General features: G+C 72.6%; 11 protein-coding genes. 7 read left to right on the top strand and 4 right to left on the bottom strand.

Annotation, left to right across the window (positions count from 1 at the left end; genetic code table 11):
* Positions 1 to 65: 65 nt before the first annotated feature.
* From ABD350_RS04205 to ABD350_RS04230, 6 genes are all read left to right on the top strand, one after another.
* Positions 66 to 1,355, top strand: a complete 1,290-nt coding sequence (locus ABD350_RS04205) for a ribonuclease D (protein WP_344346312.1) — start codon at positions 66 to 68, stop codon at positions 1,353 to 1,355.
* Between the two features lie 4 nt (positions 1,356 to 1,359).
* A complete protein-coding gene (locus ABD350_RS04210; RefSeq protein WP_344346313.1) occupies positions 1,360 to 2,247 on the top strand; it encodes a helix-turn-helix transcriptional regulator in 888 nt (295 codons plus the stop codon).
* A gap of 106 nt (positions 2,248 to 2,353) precedes the next feature.
* On the top strand, positions 2,354 to 3,112 hold the full coding sequence (locus ABD350_RS04215; RefSeq protein ID WP_344346314.1) for an SDR family NAD(P)-dependent oxidoreductase: 759 nt from the start codon (positions 2,354 to 2,356) through the stop codon (positions 3,110 to 3,112).
* Positions 3,109 to 4,719 carry an MFS transporter gene (locus ABD350_RS04220; RefSeq protein WP_344346315.1) on the top strand — a complete coding sequence of 537 codons (1,611 nt, stop codon included), beginning with the start codon at positions 3,109 to 3,111 and terminating at the stop codon, positions 4,717 to 4,719. Before ABD350_RS04215 ends, ABD350_RS04220 begins: the two co-directional genes overlap by 4 nt.
* A 259-nt stretch (positions 4,720 to 4,978) precedes the next feature.
* On the top strand, positions 4,979 to 6,196 hold the full coding sequence (locus tag ABD350_RS04225; RefSeq protein WP_344346316.1) for a thiolase family protein: 1,218 nt from the start codon (positions 4,979 to 4,981) through the stop codon (positions 6,194 to 6,196).
* Complete coding sequence (locus tag ABD350_RS04230) at positions 6,193 to 8,322, top strand: 3-hydroxyacyl-CoA dehydrogenase NAD-binding domain-containing protein (protein ID WP_344346317.1); 2,130 nt, start codon at positions 6,193 to 6,195, stop codon at positions 8,320 to 8,322. The genes ABD350_RS04225 and ABD350_RS04230 overlap by 4 nt, the downstream gene beginning before the upstream one ends.
* Before the next feature lie 52 nt (positions 8,323 to 8,374).
* Here ABD350_RS04230 and ABD350_RS04235 read toward each other — a convergent pair whose 3' ends face one another.
* A complete protein-coding gene (locus ABD350_RS04235; RefSeq protein WP_344346318.1) occupies positions 8,375 to 9,391 on the bottom strand; it encodes a DUF8189 domain-containing protein in 1,017 nt (338 codons plus the stop codon).
* A gap of 72 nt (positions 9,392 to 9,463) precedes the next feature.
* On the opposite strand from ABD350_RS04235, the gene ABD350_RS04240 reads away from it, so the two are divergent.
* Complete coding sequence (locus tag ABD350_RS04240; protein ID WP_344346319.1) at positions 9,464 to 9,856, top strand: PIN domain-containing protein; 393 nt, start codon at positions 9,464 to 9,466, stop codon at positions 9,854 to 9,856.
* 10 nt (positions 9,857 to 9,866) lie between these two features.
* On the opposite strand, the gene ABD350_RS04245 is transcribed toward ABD350_RS04240, so the two are convergent.
* The 3 genes from ABD350_RS04245 to dxs form a co-directional block, all read right to left on the bottom strand.
* Positions 9,867 to 11,336 carry an ArnT family glycosyltransferase gene (locus tag ABD350_RS04245; protein WP_344346320.1) on the bottom strand — a complete coding sequence of 490 codons (1,470 nt, stop codon included), beginning with the start codon at positions 11,334 to 11,336 and terminating at the stop codon, positions 9,867 to 9,869.
* A gap of 71 nt (positions 11,337 to 11,407) precedes the next feature.
* Positions 11,408 to 12,919 (bottom strand): amino acid permease, encoded by a 1,512-nt coding sequence (locus ABD350_RS04250; protein ID WP_344346321.1) that lies wholly within the window; start codon positions 12,917 to 12,919, stop codon positions 11,408 to 11,410.
* Positions 12,920 to 13,066: 147 nt separating this feature from the next.
* Entirely contained in the window at positions 13,067 to 14,995 is a 1,929-nt protein-coding gene (gene dxs, locus ABD350_RS04255) for a 1-deoxy-D-xylulose-5-phosphate synthase (protein WP_344346322.1), read from the bottom strand.
* Positions 14,996 to 15,144: the final 149 nt, after the last annotated feature.

Raw genomic sequence — 15,144 nt, forward strand, 5'->3', positions numbered from 1 at the left:
CTGCCGCGTCCGTCGACGGAACGTTCCGTCGACGGACGCTGTGCGCGCACGGATACCCTTGACAGGTGACCGACGCCCAAGACACCGCAGCAGACAGCTCCCTGCGCACCACCGGAGGCACTCCTCCGGACGACGCCGGATCTTCTGTGACGGGGGCGCCGACTCCGTTGCTCGAACCGCGCGAGGGCATTCCGCCCGTGATCGCCGACGAGGCGGGCCTCGCCCGGGTGACGGCCGCCTTCGCCGCCGGCTCCGGCCCGGTCGCCGTGGACGCCGAGCGCGCCTCCGGCTACCGCTACGGCCAGCGCGCCTACCTGGTGCAGCTGCGCCGTGAGGGCGCCGGGACCGCGCTCATCGACCCCGTCGCCTGCCCCGACCTGTCCGGACTCGGCGCGGCCCTGTCCGACGCCGAGTGGGTGCTGCACGCGGCCACCCAGGACCTGCCCTGCCTGCGCGAGATAGGCATGGTCCCGGCCCGTCTGTTCGACACCGAGCTGGCCGGGCGGCTGGCCGGCTTCCCCCGGGTCGGCCTCGGCGCCATGGTCGAGGGCGTCCTCGGCTACGTCCTGGAGAAGGGCCACTCCGCCGTCGACTGGTCGACCCGCCCGCTGCCCGAGCCGTGGCTGCGCTACGCCGCGCTCGACGTCGAGCTGCTCGTCGACCTGCGGGACGCCCTGGAGAAGGAGCTGGACCGGCAGGGCAAGCTGGAGTGGGCCCTCCAGGAATTCGACGCGATCGCGACGGCGCCGCCGCCCGAGCCCCGCAAGGACCCCTGGCGCCGTACGTCCGGGATGCACAAGGTGCGCCGCCGCCGGCAGCTCGCCGTGGTCCGGGAGCTGTGGCAGACCCGGGACCGGATCGCCCAGCGCCGGGACGTCTCCCCGGGCAAGGTGCTCAGCGACGCGGCCATCGTGGAGGCCGCGCTCGCCCTGCCGGGCAATGTGCACGCCCTCGCCGCGCTGAACGGCTTCGGGCACCGGATGGGCCGGCGGCAGCTGGAGCAGTGGCAGGCGGCGGTGGACCGGGCCAAGGCGCTGCCCGAGACCGCGCTGCCGCAGCCGGGGCAGCCGGTGGCGGGGCCGCCGCCGCCCCGCGCGTGGGCCGACAAGGACCCGGCCGCCGCGGCCCGGCTGTCCGCCGCGCGGGCCGGGGTGTCCTCCCTCGCCGAACGGCTCGCCATGCCGCAGGAGAACGTCATATCCCCGGACACCGTGCGCAGGCTCTGCTGGGAGCCGCCGAAGGTGGTCGACGCCGCCTCCGTGGAGGCCGCGCTGGCCGGGTACGGCGCGCGCCCGTGGCAGATCGAGCTGGTGACACCGGTACTGGTGGACGCGCTGGTGACCAAGGGGGCCTAGGCGCGTGGAGATCGCCAAGCTGTCGGCCGAGGCCCGCGAGCGGCGCAGCGCGGAGATACGGGCGTTCCTCCGCTCGCGGCGCGCGCGCCTGACCCCCGCGGACGTGGGAATGGCGGCCGGGACCGGGCGCCGTACGCCGGGGCTGCGGCGCGAGGAGGTCGCGGTGCTCGCGGGGGTCGGGGTCTCCTGGTACACGTGGCTGGAACAGGGGCGCGACATCAATGTGTCGGCCGACGTCCTGGACGCCGTCGCCCGCGTGCTGCGACTGGACACCGCCGAGCGTGAGCACCTGTACCTGCTGGCCGGGCTGAACCCACCGCAGGCCCGGCCCGCCGAGCGGGCGGTACCGGCCGGGATCCGCCGGGTCGTCGACGGCTGGCTGCCACGGCCGGCGTACGTCATCGACCGGCACTGGAGGCTGATCGCCGTGAATCGGGCCGCCCGGCTGGTCTTCGGCTACGGGGAGACGGCGCACAGCTGTCTGGTCAGCTTCTTCACCAGCGCGTACTTCCGCTCCTCGCTGTGCGGCTGGGAGGACGCGGCGCGGCAGATCGTCGGCCAGTTCCGTGCGGACGCCGCGCGCTATCCGGACGATCCGGAGTTCGGGCGGCTGGCGGAGGACATGTGCGCCGCCAGTCCCGCGTTCGCCGCGGTCTGGGCGGAACACCCGGTGGGAGCCGCGACCGAGGGAATCAAGTCGCTCAGGCACCCCGGCGCGGGGGAGCTGACGTTCGACTACACGATGCTGCCCGTGTCCGATCTGCCCGGCACGCGTCTGCTGCTGTACACCCCGGCGGAGGGGACGCCGACCGAGAGCCGCCTGGCCGGCCTGCTGAAGACAGCGGACGCGGAGTCTGCCGTTCCCGCCTGGTCATCGGCCCCTGCCTCGTAAGCGGACCCGCGGCCGGGCGGCCCTTCGCCGCGCCGAAGGTGGTGGTGACAGACCCAGGCTCAGGCGACACTGCCGGGACCGTGCGCGCCGCCCGAAGATCACTGCCATGCAGCGATTCACGAACAAGACGGCTCTGATCACCGGCGGGACCAGCGGCATGGGGCTCGCCACGGCGCGACGGCTCCTGGACGAGGGCGCCTACGTCGTCATCACCGGCCGTGACCAGGCTCGCCTGGACGCGGCGGTGGCCCGGCTGGACGCGGTGGACGACCGGGTGCTGGCCGTCCGGGCCGATGTGGCCTCCCTGTCCGACCTCGACGCGCTGATGCGCCGGATCGAGACCTGGCGCGGCACGCTGGACGTGGTGTTCGCCAATGCCGGGACCGGCGTTTTCAAGCCGACCGCGGAGATCACCGAGGAGGACTTCGACCGGACCGTCGACGTCAACTTCAAGGGCGTCTTCTTCACGGTGCAGAAGGCGCTGCGGCTGATGCCGCGCGGTGGCGCCGTCGTCATCAACGCCTCCTGGACCCTGCATCGCGGGCTTTCCGTCGCATCGGTCTACTCGGCCGGCAAGGCGGCGGTGCACAACCTCGCCCGCACCATGGGCTCCGACCTGGCGGCTCGCGGTATCCGCGTCAACTCCGTCAGCCCCGGTTACATCGACACGGCGATGTGGCGCGAGGCGAACCCCGATCCGGACGCCGAAGCCCGCGACTCGGCCACGGTGCCGCTGGGTTCGCTCGGTCACCCCGACGACGTCGCGGCGGCGGTCGCCTTCCTGGCCTCCGATGACGCCGCGTACGTCACCGGTCAGGATCTGGTCGTCGACGGCGGCCTCGTCGGATCGGTGCCGACGGTATGAGCACGGCACAGGACACACTGCCCCGGCGGACCGACGGGCGACGGGGAGCGGCGGCCGTACTGGTCGCGGTCCTCCTGGCCCTGCTGGTACTGCCGACGTCGGTGACCGGCTCGGGGGTGGCGCTGCCGGCCATCGGGCGGGAGAGCGGCGCGTCGCTGGCGGCGCTGCAATGGGTGGTACACGGTTACAACCTCACCTTCGCCAGCTTTCTGCTGGCCTGCGGTTCGCTGGCCGACCGCTGGGGCAGGCGGAGGGTGTTCGGCGGGGGTGCCGCGCTGTTCACGGTGGCGTCCGCGGTGAGCGCGGTGGCCCACGGCATCCTGGTGCTCGACCTGGCGCGCGCCCTGGCCGGGGTCGGCGCGGCCGCGCTGCTGACCAGCGGCAGTTCCCTGATCGGTGAGACGTTCGACGGCAGGGCGCGCGGCCGCGCGTTCGGGGCGGTCGGCATCACGACGGGCGCCGGGCTCGCGCTCGGGGCGATGGCGGCCGGGGCGGTGACCGACACCCTCGGCTGGCGCGCCTTCTTCGGACTGCACGCGGTGCTCATGGCCCTGGTGTGGTGCACGGTGCCCCTCCTGCCACGGGGTGACGCGGGCGACCGCGCCGTCCGGGGCCGCCGTACGGCTCGGACAGGTCACACGGGCGGCCCCCGCCCGGCCGGGGTCGACTGGGCCGGTACCGCCACCTTCTCCGGCGGGCTGTTCCTTCTGATGCTCGGCACGGTCGAGGGGCCGCAACGGGGCTGGGGCAGTGCCGAAGTGCTGGGCCTGCTGGCCGGCTCGGTGGTGCTGCTGGCGGCCTTCGCGCTGGTGGAGTGGCGGGTACGGCACCCGATGCTGGATCTGGGTCTGCTGCGCAACGGCCGGTTCGTGGCACTGTGCCTGATCCCCGTCGTGGCCACCTTGTCGTTCGTGATCCTGCTGCCCCTGCTTCCCAACTACTTGGTGGTGACCGGCGGTTACTCCGGTCGCTCGGCGGGCGGCGTCATGCTGCTGATGACGCTGCCGATCCTGCCGGCACCCTTGCTGGCGACCTGGTTGCTGCGCCGCGGGCTGGCGCTCCGGGGCGTGTTCGGGCTGAGTCTGCTGTGTCTGACCGTGGGGGTGGGATGGCTCGCCGCCACGCTCGAACCGGGGGTGACGCCGGGGTCGCTGGCCGGTCCCCTGATCACCCTGGGGGTCGGGCTGGGCCTCAACTTCGGGCTGGTGGACGGAGCGGTCCTGGACGTCGTGGCGCCGGAGACCACCGGCGCGGCCGCGGGCTTCCTCAACACCCTGCGGCTCGGCAGCGAGGCCCTGGCGATCGCCGCCGCGAGTGCCGCCCTCGTGAACCTCGTACGACAGCCCTTCGACACGGGGCTGAAGAAGTTCCCGTCGTACGACGGCGGGTCGGGCGCCCTCGCCAACAGCGTCAACGCCGGGGATCTGGCCGGCCCGCTCGCCGGGTTGCCCGCCCCCGTGCGGCCCGGCTTCACCGCCATGGTGACCCACGGCCTCACCGACGCCTGGCAGACGGTGCTGTGGGCGAGCGCCGTCGTGTGCGCGGTGCTGTCGGTGGTGATCTGGCTCTTGCTGGGGGAACGCGAACGCACCACGGACTCACGCTGAGCCCCGGGCGTCCGGCGCGTCGCCGTAGGGCAGGAGGGTCGAAATCAGGCCAAGATCCGAACGCCCTTGTGGCGATCCCGGGCTTCCCGGTGCCCGCGCCGGTGCCGGTGCCGAGGCGTTCGACGGCTCCCTCGAAGGTGTGACGTTCACCGCTCCCCCGTACAGGGCTGTGCAGCTACGTTACCCATAAGTAGCATGGGGCTGAGCGCGCGCTCAGCGCAACGCAGCAGTGCCACCCCGCATCTGGAGGAGAGCCATCGTGCCTCGTACCGTCAGGGACGTCGTCTTCGTCGACGGCGTCCGCACCCCGTTCGGCAAGGCGGGCCCGAAGGGCATCTACCACGAGACCCGCGCCGACGACCTTGTCGTGAAGGCGATCCGGGAGCTGCTGCGCCGCAACCCCGGCCTGGACCCGAAGAAGATCGACGAGGTCGCCATCGCCGCGACCACGCAGATCGGCGACCAGGGGCTCACGCTCGGCCGCACGGCCGGCATCCTCGCCGGTCTGCCGCAGTCCGTGCCCGGTTACTCGATCGACCGCATGTGCGCCGGCGCGCTGACCGCCGTGACCACCACCGCCGGTTCCATCGCGTTCGGCGCCTACGACGCCGTCATCGCCGGTGGCGTCGAGCACATGGGCCGGCACCCGATGGGCGAGGGCGTCGACCCCAACCCGCGGTTCGTGAGCGAGAAGCTGGTCGACGAGTCGGCCCTGTTCATGGGCATGACCGCGGAGAACCTGCACGACCGGTACCCGTCGATCACCAAGCTGCGCGCCGACGAGTACGCGGTGCGTTCGCAGGAGAAGGCCGCCAAGGCGTACGCCAACGGCAAGATCCAGGCCGACCTGGTGCCGATCTCGGTGCGCCGCACCAACCCGGAGGGCGGCGAGACCGGCTGGGGCCTGGTCACCGCCGACGAGCCGATGCGCCCGGGCACCACGCTGGAGAACCTGGCGAACCTGAAGACGCCGTTCCGTGTGCACGGCCGGGTCACCGCGGGCAACGCGGCCGGTCTGAACGACGGCGCCACCGCGTCGGTCATCGCGAGCGAGGACTTCGCCCGCGAGAACGGCCTGCCGGTCAAGATGCGCCTGGTGTCCTACGCCTTCGCGGGCGTCGAGCCGGAGGTCATGGGCTACGGCCCGATCCCGGCCACGGAGAAGGCGCTCGCCAAGGCGGGCCTGAGCATCTCCGACATCGGCCTGTTCGAGATCAACGAGGCCTTCGCCGTCCAGGTGCTGGCCTTCCTGGAGCACTACGGCATCGCCGACGACGACGCGCGCGTCAACCAGTACGGCGGCGCCATCGCCTTCGGTCACCCGCTGGCCTCCTCCGGCGTCCGGCTGATGACGCAGCTGGCCCGCCAGTTCGAGGAGCAGCCGCACGTCCGCTACGGCCTGACCACCATGTGCGTCGGCTTCGGCATGGGCGCGACGGTCATCTGGGAGAACCCGCACTTCGAGGGGGACAAGTGAGCACCACCGCCGAGCTTTTGAAGCAGGCCTCGGACCTGTTCCCCGACGAGGTCGTCACCAGCGCGCACGTACGCCACTTCGACCTGCCCTTCGGGGCGGGCCGGTTCGCGCTGATCACGCTGGACAACGGCCTGGACCACACCAAGCCGACCACCTTCGGCCCGGCCTCGCTGGCGAACCTGAACGCCGCCATCGACCAGGTCGAGAAGGAGGCGGCCGAGGGCGCGATCGTCGGCGTCGGCATCACCGGCAAGCCGTTCATCTTCGCCGTCGGCGCCGACCTCAAGGGCGTCGAGCTGCTGAAGGAGCACGAGCACGCCCTCGCCATCGGCAAGGGCGGCCACGAGGTCTTCAAGCGGCTGTCGAAGCTGGCCGTGCCGACCTTCGCGTACTACAACGGCGCGGCCATGGGCGGCGGCGTCGAGGTCGGTCTGCACTGCTCTTACCGGACCGTCTCCAAGGCGATCCCGGCGTTCTCGCTGCCCGAGGTCTTCCTCGGCCTGGTCCCCGGCTGGGGCGGCTGCACCCTGCTGCCGAACCTGATCGGCGCCGAGAAGGCCGTCTCGGTCATCATCGAGAACTCGCTGAACCAGAACAGGCAGCTCAAGGGCAAGCAGGTCTTCGAGCTCGGGATCGCCGACGCGATCTTCGAGGGCGCCGACTTCCTGGAGCAGTCCCTGCTCTGGACGGCGCAGGTCCTCAAGGGCGACATCACCGTGGAGCGCCCGGCGATCGACCGCGGTGAGGCCTGGGACCAGGCCGTCGCCAAGGGCCGGTTCATCGCCGACGGCAAGGTGCACGGCGCGGCCCCGGCCGCCTACCGCGCCCTGGACATCATCGCCGCCGCCAAGAACGGCGACCTCCAGCAGGGCTTCGACGCCGAGGACCAGGCCCTCGCCGACCTGATCATGGGCGGTGAACTGCGCGCCGGGATCTACGCGTTCAACCTCGTCCAGAAGCGCGGCAAGCGTCCCGCCGGCGCCCCGGACAAGAACCTGGCCCGCCCGGTCACCAAGGTCGGTGTCGTCGGCGCCGGTCTGATGGCCTCGCAGCTCGCCCTGCTGTTCCTGCGCCGCCTGGAGGTGCCGGTCGTGCTGACCGACATCGACCAGGAGCGCGTCGACAAGGGCGTGGGCTACGTCCACGCCGAGATCGACAAGCTGCTCGGCAAGGGCCGTATCAACCAGGACAAGGCCAACCGCCTCAAGGCGCTGGTCACCGGTGTCCTGGACAAGGCCGAGGGCTTCGCGGACGCGGACTTCGTCATCGAGGCCGTGTTCGAGGAGATCGGCGTCAAGCAGCAGGTGTTCGCGGAGGTCGAGGCGGTCGCCCCGGCGCACGCGATCCTCGCCACCAACACCTCCTCGCTGTCCGTGAGCGAGATGGCGTCGAAGCTGAAGCACCCCGAGCGGGTCGTCGGCTTCCACTTCTTCAACCCGGTCGCGGTGCTGCCGCTGCTGGAGATCGTCCGCGGCGAGAAGACGGACGACGCCTCCCTCGCGACCGCGTTCGCCGTCGCCAAGAAGCTGAAGAAGACCGCGGTGCTGGTCAAGGACGCCCCGGCGTTCGTCGTGAACCGCATCCTGACCCGCTTCATGGGCGAGATCCAGAACGTCATCGACGAGGGCACCCCGGTCGAGATCGCCGAGAAGGCCGTCGAGCCGCTCGGTCTGCCGATGTCCCCGCTGGTGCTGCTGGAGCTGGTCGGCCCGGCGATCGGCCTGCACGTCTCCGAGACGCTGCACGGCGCGTTCCCGGACCGCTTCAAGGTCTCCCCGAACCTCAAGGCGGTCGTGGAGGCGGGCAAGCGCGGCTTCTACGTCTACGACAGCGGCAAGCCGGAGCTGGACCCGGAGGTCGCCGCGCTGCTCAAGCAGGGCGATGTCGTGCTGACCGAGGAGCAGGTGCGGGCGCGGGTGCTGGACGCGGTGGCGCAGGAGATCGGGCTCATGCTCGACGAGGGCGTCGTCGCCGAGGCCCAGGACATCGACCTGTGCCTGATCACGGGCGCCGGCTGGCCCTTCCACCTGGGCGGCATCACGCCGTACCTGGACCGCGAGGGTGTCTCCGAGCGCGTGAACGGCAAGAAGTTCCTCGCCCCGGGCGTGGCGAGCGTCCCGGCGTAACCCCGTAGGACAGGTGAGGGGCCCCCGCCTCGGCGGGGGCCCTTCCGCATGGTCAGAACCGCCGCCAGGCCTCCAGGGCGAGTCCCGGCTCGTCCTTGCGGCGGGTCAGCAGGAGCTGTCCCGTCGAGGGTGACAGCGTGGCCGCCACCACCCGGCCGGTCTCGTCCGTCGTGAGGGACACCAGCGCGTCCAACGGCAGTTCGGGGCCCGACTCGGTCCACCAGGCCCCCGCCGACTCCTCCTCGGTGGGATAGGCGGCGAAGGCGACCCGGCGGCTCGCCGTCCGCTGCGCCAGCAGCGTGCAGTCGTACCCGTCCAGGTCGCAGCGGACCGCCGAGACCGGGCCGGGGCCCGCCGCGGGCAGCAGTGTGACCGGCTTGCCGCCCGGCCGCCAGGCGCACAGGGTGTCGTCGGTGTCGGTGTAGAAGACCGTCGTGCCCTGCGGGGAGGTGGCAAGGGCGCGCAGGGTGCCCGGACGGACGGGGGTCCGCAGGGGCTCCTGGAGCACGGGCACGGCACCCGGCGAGTCCTGACGCCAGTGCAGCAGGCCCTCGGGAACGGCCGCGTACAGCTCCACCGTGCCGGACGCCGAGGTGACCGCGGCGAGTTGGTCGTGCACCTCGCTGCCCTTGAGGTCCCGCCAGGGGCCCCAGCCGCCCTTCTCCTTCTGACCGAGCATGCTCACGCCGCCGGCCTTGTTCCGGACGAACACATGGGCGCGGCCCTGCGCGTCGACCGTGACCGCGGGGGTGCCGGTGCGCTCGCCGGTCCTGTCCGGGTGGCCGATGGGCTGCCAGTCCAGGGCGGCCAGGTGCGGGCGGAAGTGGGTGGAGTGCACCAGTCCGGATTCGCCCTTGACGGTGGGCCGCCAGGAGACCAGGTGGGCATAGCGGTCCGCGCCCTGACCGACCGCCAGGACGGGATGGAGTTTCTGGTCGCCGCCCATCCTGCGGGGGGCGGACCAGGGGCCGCCGGGGCCGCGCTCCGCCCGGCACAGGACGGCGTCGCCCGACAGCTGGTACACACTGAGCCGGCCGTCTCGGCCGCGAAGGAGCCAGTCGCCGTTCACCGGTTCACTTTAAGCCGCCCCGGACCGGCCACGGGGCACGGCCCCCGGCTCGGGGCATGGGACCCTTGCGGTATGACCGGTCCCTTCGACGCCCCGCCCTCCCCCGCCCCGCCGCTCGTCATCGTGGACGGCGCCAACGTCGTCGGGTCGCGGCCCGACGGCTGGTGGAAGGACCGCCAAGGAGCGGCCGAGCGGCTGCGGGACCGGCTGGCGGGCGAGGGCCTGCCCGGACACCCGGGGCCGGTGGAGATCGTGCTCGTGGTCGAGGGCGCGGCCCGGGGCGTGGCCTCGGTGCCGGGCGTGCGGGTGGAGTCGGCGCCGGGCAGCGGGGACGACCGCATCGTGGAACTGGCCGCCGGCAGCCCCGGCCGACCCCGCCTGGTGGTGACCGCCGACCGCGAGCTGCGCCGCCGGGTGACGGAACTGGGCGCACAGGTGGCGGGGCCGCGTACGGTCCTGGGCTGAGCCGGGCGGGCTACGGCGCTGTGCCGGGCGGGCTCGGTGCGCGGGCGTACAGAACCGCGCCGTCCACGCGGGCGACCTCCGTGTACCGGCTCGCGAGCAGGCGGCGCAGGGTGGGCAGGCGGGCGGGGGCGTACGGCTTGCCGCGGGAGTCGTCGGCGATCAGGGCGGGGGCGCGCGTGGTCAGCTCGCGGCGGAAGACGGGCCAGGCTCCGGGGACGGCGTACGCCTCGCCGACCCGGGAACCGTCCCGGCCGCCGCTGTAGTTGGTGAGCAGGCCCGCGGTGAGGTAGCGGGTGGCGGGGGCGCGGCCGGCCAGCCAGTACGTCTCGGGGTGTATCCCCCACACCAGGATCCGGTCGCCGGGTGCCGTGCGCTGGGCGAGGGCCGCCGCCAGCCGCTCGGTGTGCGCGAGTTCGGCGCGCGGGGCGAGGAAACCCCAGCCGACGAAGAGGGCGCAGACGCAGCCGGAGATGAGGACGGCGGCCAGGTGGTGCCGCCCCGGCCGGGCGTGCAGCGCGGCGGCGGCCAGCAGGGCGAGCGGCGGGACGAGTTGCAGATAGTAGTGGCCGAAGAAGTGGCAGCCCAGGGTCACGGCGACGGCCGAGGAGGCGAGCCACAGCCACAGCCACGCCTCGGCCGCCCGGGCGCCGGCGCCGCGCACGGCCCGCGCGATCGGCGGGAGCAGCCCCGCCGAGGCCGCCGCGAGGAGCCCGGTGTTGGCCAGGGCGCGGCCAAGGACGTGGAGTCCCGAGCCGGTGACGGTGGCGTAGGCGGCGGAGCCGGTCACCGTCCAGAACAGGAAGCCGGCCGGGTCCGTCAGCAGCGCCGCGCCGAGCACGGGCGCGGCGCATCCGGCCGCGAGCCGGGGCAGGCCCGTGCGGGCGGCATCGCGCCGGTACAGCAGCCAGAGCACCGGCAGCAGGACCGCACCGCCGGTCTGTTTGGTCAGGAACGCGGCGGCGACGGCGGTCCCGGCCGCGCCCCAGCGTCCCCGGTCCGCGCACCACACGGCGGCGGCCGTCCAGGGCAGCATGAACACCTCGAAGGTGGCCGCCTGGGTGTCCTGCGGGTTCAGCCCCACCGACACCAGCAGGTACAGCACCCCGGCGGTGCGGCCGGCCCGCTCGCCCCAGTGGCGGCGGGCCAGGGAGGCCAGCGTGACGGCGGTGAGCAGCTGGGCGAGGACGGCGAGGATCCGCAGCGGGGTCAGCGAGCCGGAGCCGCACAGCGCGAACGCGGCCTCGTACAGCCAGGGCAGCAGCGGGGGTTTGCGGTCCACCACCGTTTCGTAGAGCCGGCCGCCGTGGGCGAGCAGCCGGGCCTCGACGGCGAGGTAGCCCTCGTCGGGGTTCCACAGCGGGCGGGCGAAGGAGGGGAGCCGGGTGACGCAGGCGAGCGCGGCCAGCAGGGGCAGCAGCCGCGTCCAGTACGCCGTCCGGGTGATCGCGGTCCGGGTGGGGGCGAGCGGGGCGGCGAGCATGGTCAGCACGTTATCCGGGCCGTCGGCTCCGGGCGCCGAAGGACATACGGGGCCCGGGAGTGTCGCCGGGGTCAGGTGGGCGGGCGCGGGCCCTTGCCGGGCACGGCGTGCTCACGCGGGGCGAGCCGGCTGTGCGAGCGGCCGTAGACGAAGTAGACGGCGAAACCGATCAGCATCCAGACCGCGAACCGCAGCCAGGTCTCCGCGGGCAGGTTCAGCATCAGCCACAGCGAGGCGAGCACCGACAGCACCGGGACCAGCGGGACCAGCGGGGTGCGGAAGGCCCGGGGCAGGTCGGGGCGGGTGCGGCGCAGGATGATCACGCTGAGCGCCACCACGGCGAAGGCGAAGAGGGTGCCGATGTTCACGAGCTCGGCCAGTTCGCTCAGGCTGGTGAAGCCCGCCACGACCGCGATGACGACGCCGAGCAGGATGGTCGACCGGTAGGGGGTGCGGAACCTGGGGTGGGTCTGGGAGAAGAACCGGGGCAGCAGCCCGTCACGGCTCATCGCGAAGAACACCCGGGACTGACCGAGCAGCAGGATCATGCACACGGTGGTCAGCCCGATCGCGGCGCCGAAGCTGATCAGACCGGCGAACCAGGGGTGCCCGGTGGTCTTGAACGCGTCGGCGAGGGGCGCCTCCACGGACAGCGAGCTGTACTTCTGCATGCCGGTGACGACGATCGACACGGCCACGTACAGGGCGGTGCAGATGACCAGGGAGCCCAGGATGCCGCGGGGGACGTCGCGCTGCGGATTGCGGGTCTCCTCGGCGGCGGTGGCGACGACGTCGAAGCCTATGAAGGCGAAGAAGACCACGGAGGCGGCGGTGAAGATACCCATGACCCCGAAGTGCGAGGGGGCCCACCCGAACATCAGCTGGACCAGGGGGGCCTTGAGGCTGCCTCCGGCCTCGGCGGGCTGTTCCTCGGGGATGAACGGGTCGTAGTTCGCGCCCTGGACGAAGAAGGCGCCCGCGATGATCACGACGAGGACGACGGCCACCTTGATCCCGACGACCACCGAGGTGACCCGTGCGGACACCTTCATGCCGACGACGAGGATGGCGGTGAGCAGCAGGACGAGGGCGGCGGCGAGGATGTCGAAGCCGAAGCCGGTGGCGCCGTCCCGGCCGCCGAGCGCCTCGGGCAGGTGCCAGCCCCAGTTGTCGAGCAGCGAGTGGATGTAGCCGGACCAGCCGACCGCGACCACCGCCGTGCCCAGCGCCAGCTCCAGCACCAGGTCCCAGCCGATGGTCCAGGCGGGGAGCTCGCCGAGCGAGGCGTAGGAGAAGGTGTAGGCGGAGCCCGCGACCGGGACCGTGGAGGCGAACTCGGCGTAGCAGAGGGCGGCGAGCGCGCAGACGGCACCGGCCATGACGAAGGACAGCGAGACCGCGGGACCGGCGGTGTTCTTCGCCGCCGTGCCGGTGAGGACGAAGATGCCGGTGCCGATGATGACTCCGACGCCGAAGACGGTCAGGTCCAGGGCGGAGAGTGACTTCTTGAGCGCGTGCTCGGGTTCCTCGGTGTCCTGGATGGACTGCTCGACGTTCTTCGTCCGGAACAGCGTGCTGCTCACGAGACCACCTCCCACGCTTGCCGGCCTCGACATGATCGAGAGGGCCGGTGGTGCGGTTTGCCCCGGCACAGGCAGGTTCACCCAAACGGGCCGGTTCCGCCACCGGGGGAGGTGGCGGGACCGGCCCGTCGGGCACCCGGGCGCACGCTAGTCGCGCGCGGGCTCCACGGAGTCCACGGTGTCGGCCGACCGCTCGAACCGGCCGTCGAGCTTGGCGACCAGCCCGGTGACCTGGCGGGCGATGTCGGGCGCGGTCAGCCCGATCTCCGCCATGACCTCGGCGCGGGAGGCGTGGTCGAGGAAGCGCGGCGGGATGCCGAAGTCACGCAGCGGCACGTCCACGCCCGCGTCCCTGAGGGCCTGGGCGATCGCGGAGCCGACACCGCCGACCCGGCTGTTGTCCTCGACGGTGACGACGACCCGGTGCCGCTCGGCGAGCGGGGCCATGGCCTCGTCCACGGGCTTGACCCAGCGCGGGTCGACCACGGTGGTGGAGATGCCCTGCCTGTCGAGCAGAGCGGCGATCTCCAGGCACATCGGGGCGAGGGCGCCCACGGAGACCAGCAGCACGTCCGGCCGGTCGGTGCCGGCCTCGCGCAGCACGTCCATGCCGCCGACCCGGCCCACGGCGGGTACGGCGGGGCCGACGGCGCCCTTGGAGAAGCGCACCACGGTCGGCGCGTCGTCCACGGCGACGGCCTCGCGCAGCTGGGCCCGCACCTGGTCGGCGTCGCGCGGCGCGGCCAGCCGCAGCCCGGGCACCACCTGGAGGATCGACATGTCCCACATGCCGTTGTGCGAGGCGCCGTCGGTGCCGGTGATCCCGGCCCGGTCCAGTACGAAGGTCACTCCGCACTTGTGCAGGGCGACGTCCATGAGCACCTGGTCGAAGGCGCGGTTGAGGAAGGTGGCGTACACGGCGAAGACCGGGTGCAGCCCGCCGTAGGCGAGGCCCGCGGCGGAGACGGCGCCGTGCTGCTCGGCGATCCCGACGTCGTAGACCCGGTCGGGGAAGCGCTTGGCGAACTTGTCCAGGCCGACCGGCTGGAGCATGGCGGCGGTGATCGCGACGATGTCCTCGCGCTCCTCGCCGAGCCTGACCATCTCCTCGCCGAAGACCGAGGTCCAGTCGGCGCCGGAGGAGGTGATCGGCAGCCCGGTGTCCGGGTGAATCCTGCCGACGGCGTGGAAGCGGTCGGCCTCGTCCTGGAGGGCGGGCTGGTAGCCGCGGCCCTTCTCGGTCAGGCAGTGCACGATCACCGGGCCGCCGAACCGTTTGGCCCGGGCCAGCGCGGACTCCAGCGCCTCGATGTCGTGTCCGTCGATCGGGCCGACGTACTTCAGGCCCAGGTCCTCGAACATGCCCTGCGGGGCGATGAAGTCCTTCAGCCCCTTCTTGGCGCCGTGCAGCGTCTCGTACAGCGGCTTGCCGACGACCGGGGTGCGGTCGAGGATGTCCTTGGTCCGGGCGAGGAAGCGCTCGTAGCCGTCGGTGGTGCGCAGGGTCGCCAGGTGGTTGGCGAGGCCGCCGATGGTCGGGGCGTAGGAGCGCTCGTTGTCGTTGACGACGATGACGAGCGGGCGGTCCTTGGCCTCGGCGATGTTGTTCAGCGCCTCCCAGGCCATGCCGCCGGTGAGCGCGCCGTCACCGATGACGGCGACGACGTGGTGGTCCCGCTCGCGCAGCTGGTTGGCCTTGGCGATGCCGTCGGCCCAGCCGAGCACGGTCGACGCGTGGCTGTTCTCGATGACGTCGTGCTCGGACTCGGCCTGCGCCGGGTAGCCCGACAGGCCGCCCTTCATCTTCAGCCGGGAGAAGTCCTGCCGGCCGGTGAGCAGCTTGTGCACGTAGGACTGGTGGCCGGTGTCCCACAGCACCTTGTCCTCGGGCGAGTGGAAGACCCGGTGCAGGGCGATGGTCAGCTCCACCACACCGAGGTTCGGACCGAGGTGGCCGCCGGTCTTGGAGACAGCGTCGACGAGGAAGGTACGGATCTCCTCTGCCAGCTGGTCCAGCTCCTCCAGGCTGAGCCGGTCCAGATCGCGCGGTCCCCTGATGCGGGTCAGCAGCGGCACCCGTGCCTCCTTGAACTAGAGCTGATCGAGCTGTTGCCGGGCTCGCCCGAGTCTAATGCCGGGCCCGACAGGCACCCCGAAGGGGCGCGGTCAACCGCGCGACCGGCCAGGACGGGCCGGTACGCGGTCGTTCCGCGCCCCTGGGGCGG

It is taken from the genome of Streptomyces nogalater, assembly GCF_039532885.1.
Lineage (GTDB): Bacteria > Actinomycetota > Actinomycetes > Streptomycetales > Streptomycetaceae > Streptomyces > Streptomyces nogalater.